This window comes from Aliiglaciecola sp. M165 (assembly GCF_007197995.1).
Lineage (GTDB): Bacteria > Pseudomonadota > Gammaproteobacteria > Enterobacterales > Alteromonadaceae > Aliiglaciecola.
The window spans coordinates 1-461 of the sequence record NZ_VKKH01000017.1 but is presented as its reverse complement, the minus strand read 5'-3'; the positions used below and the strand labels follow the sequence as shown (position 1 = coordinate 461).

Here is a 461-nt window from a genome sequence, read left to right as displayed (position 1 = left end):
GATGGGGGGACCATCCTCCAAGGCTAAATACTCCTAACTGACCGATAGTGAACCAGTACCGTGAGGGAAAGGCGAAAAGAACCCCTGTGAGGGGAGTGAAATAGAACCTGAAACCGTATACGTACAAGCAGTGGGAGCCCCTCACTCAAGTGCCTTGGCGCTGAGTAGGAGTAAGGCTCCTCAATGTGATGCGCAGGATGTGTTAAGCAGGTTGTTCGATTTTTGAAAGCTGGAGCGCAGTGTACGTAGTTGGTACATGAGCACCGGAAGTTCACAAATCGTGCAAGATGCAACACACAGACCAGCAGGACATTTGAGGAGGGGTGACTGCGTACCTTTTGTATAATGGGTCAGCGACTTATATTTAGTAGCAAGGTTAACCGAATAGGGGAGCCGTAGTGAAAGCGAGGGTTAACTGCCCGTTTAGTTGCTAGGTATAGACCCGAAACCCGGTGATCTAG

1 rRNA gene is annotated in these 461 nt (G+C 49.9%); it reads left to right on the top strand.

Annotated features, from left to right (window positions below):
- Positions 1–461, top strand: a 23S ribosomal RNA gene (locus tag FM019_RS20710); the annotation flags it as partial.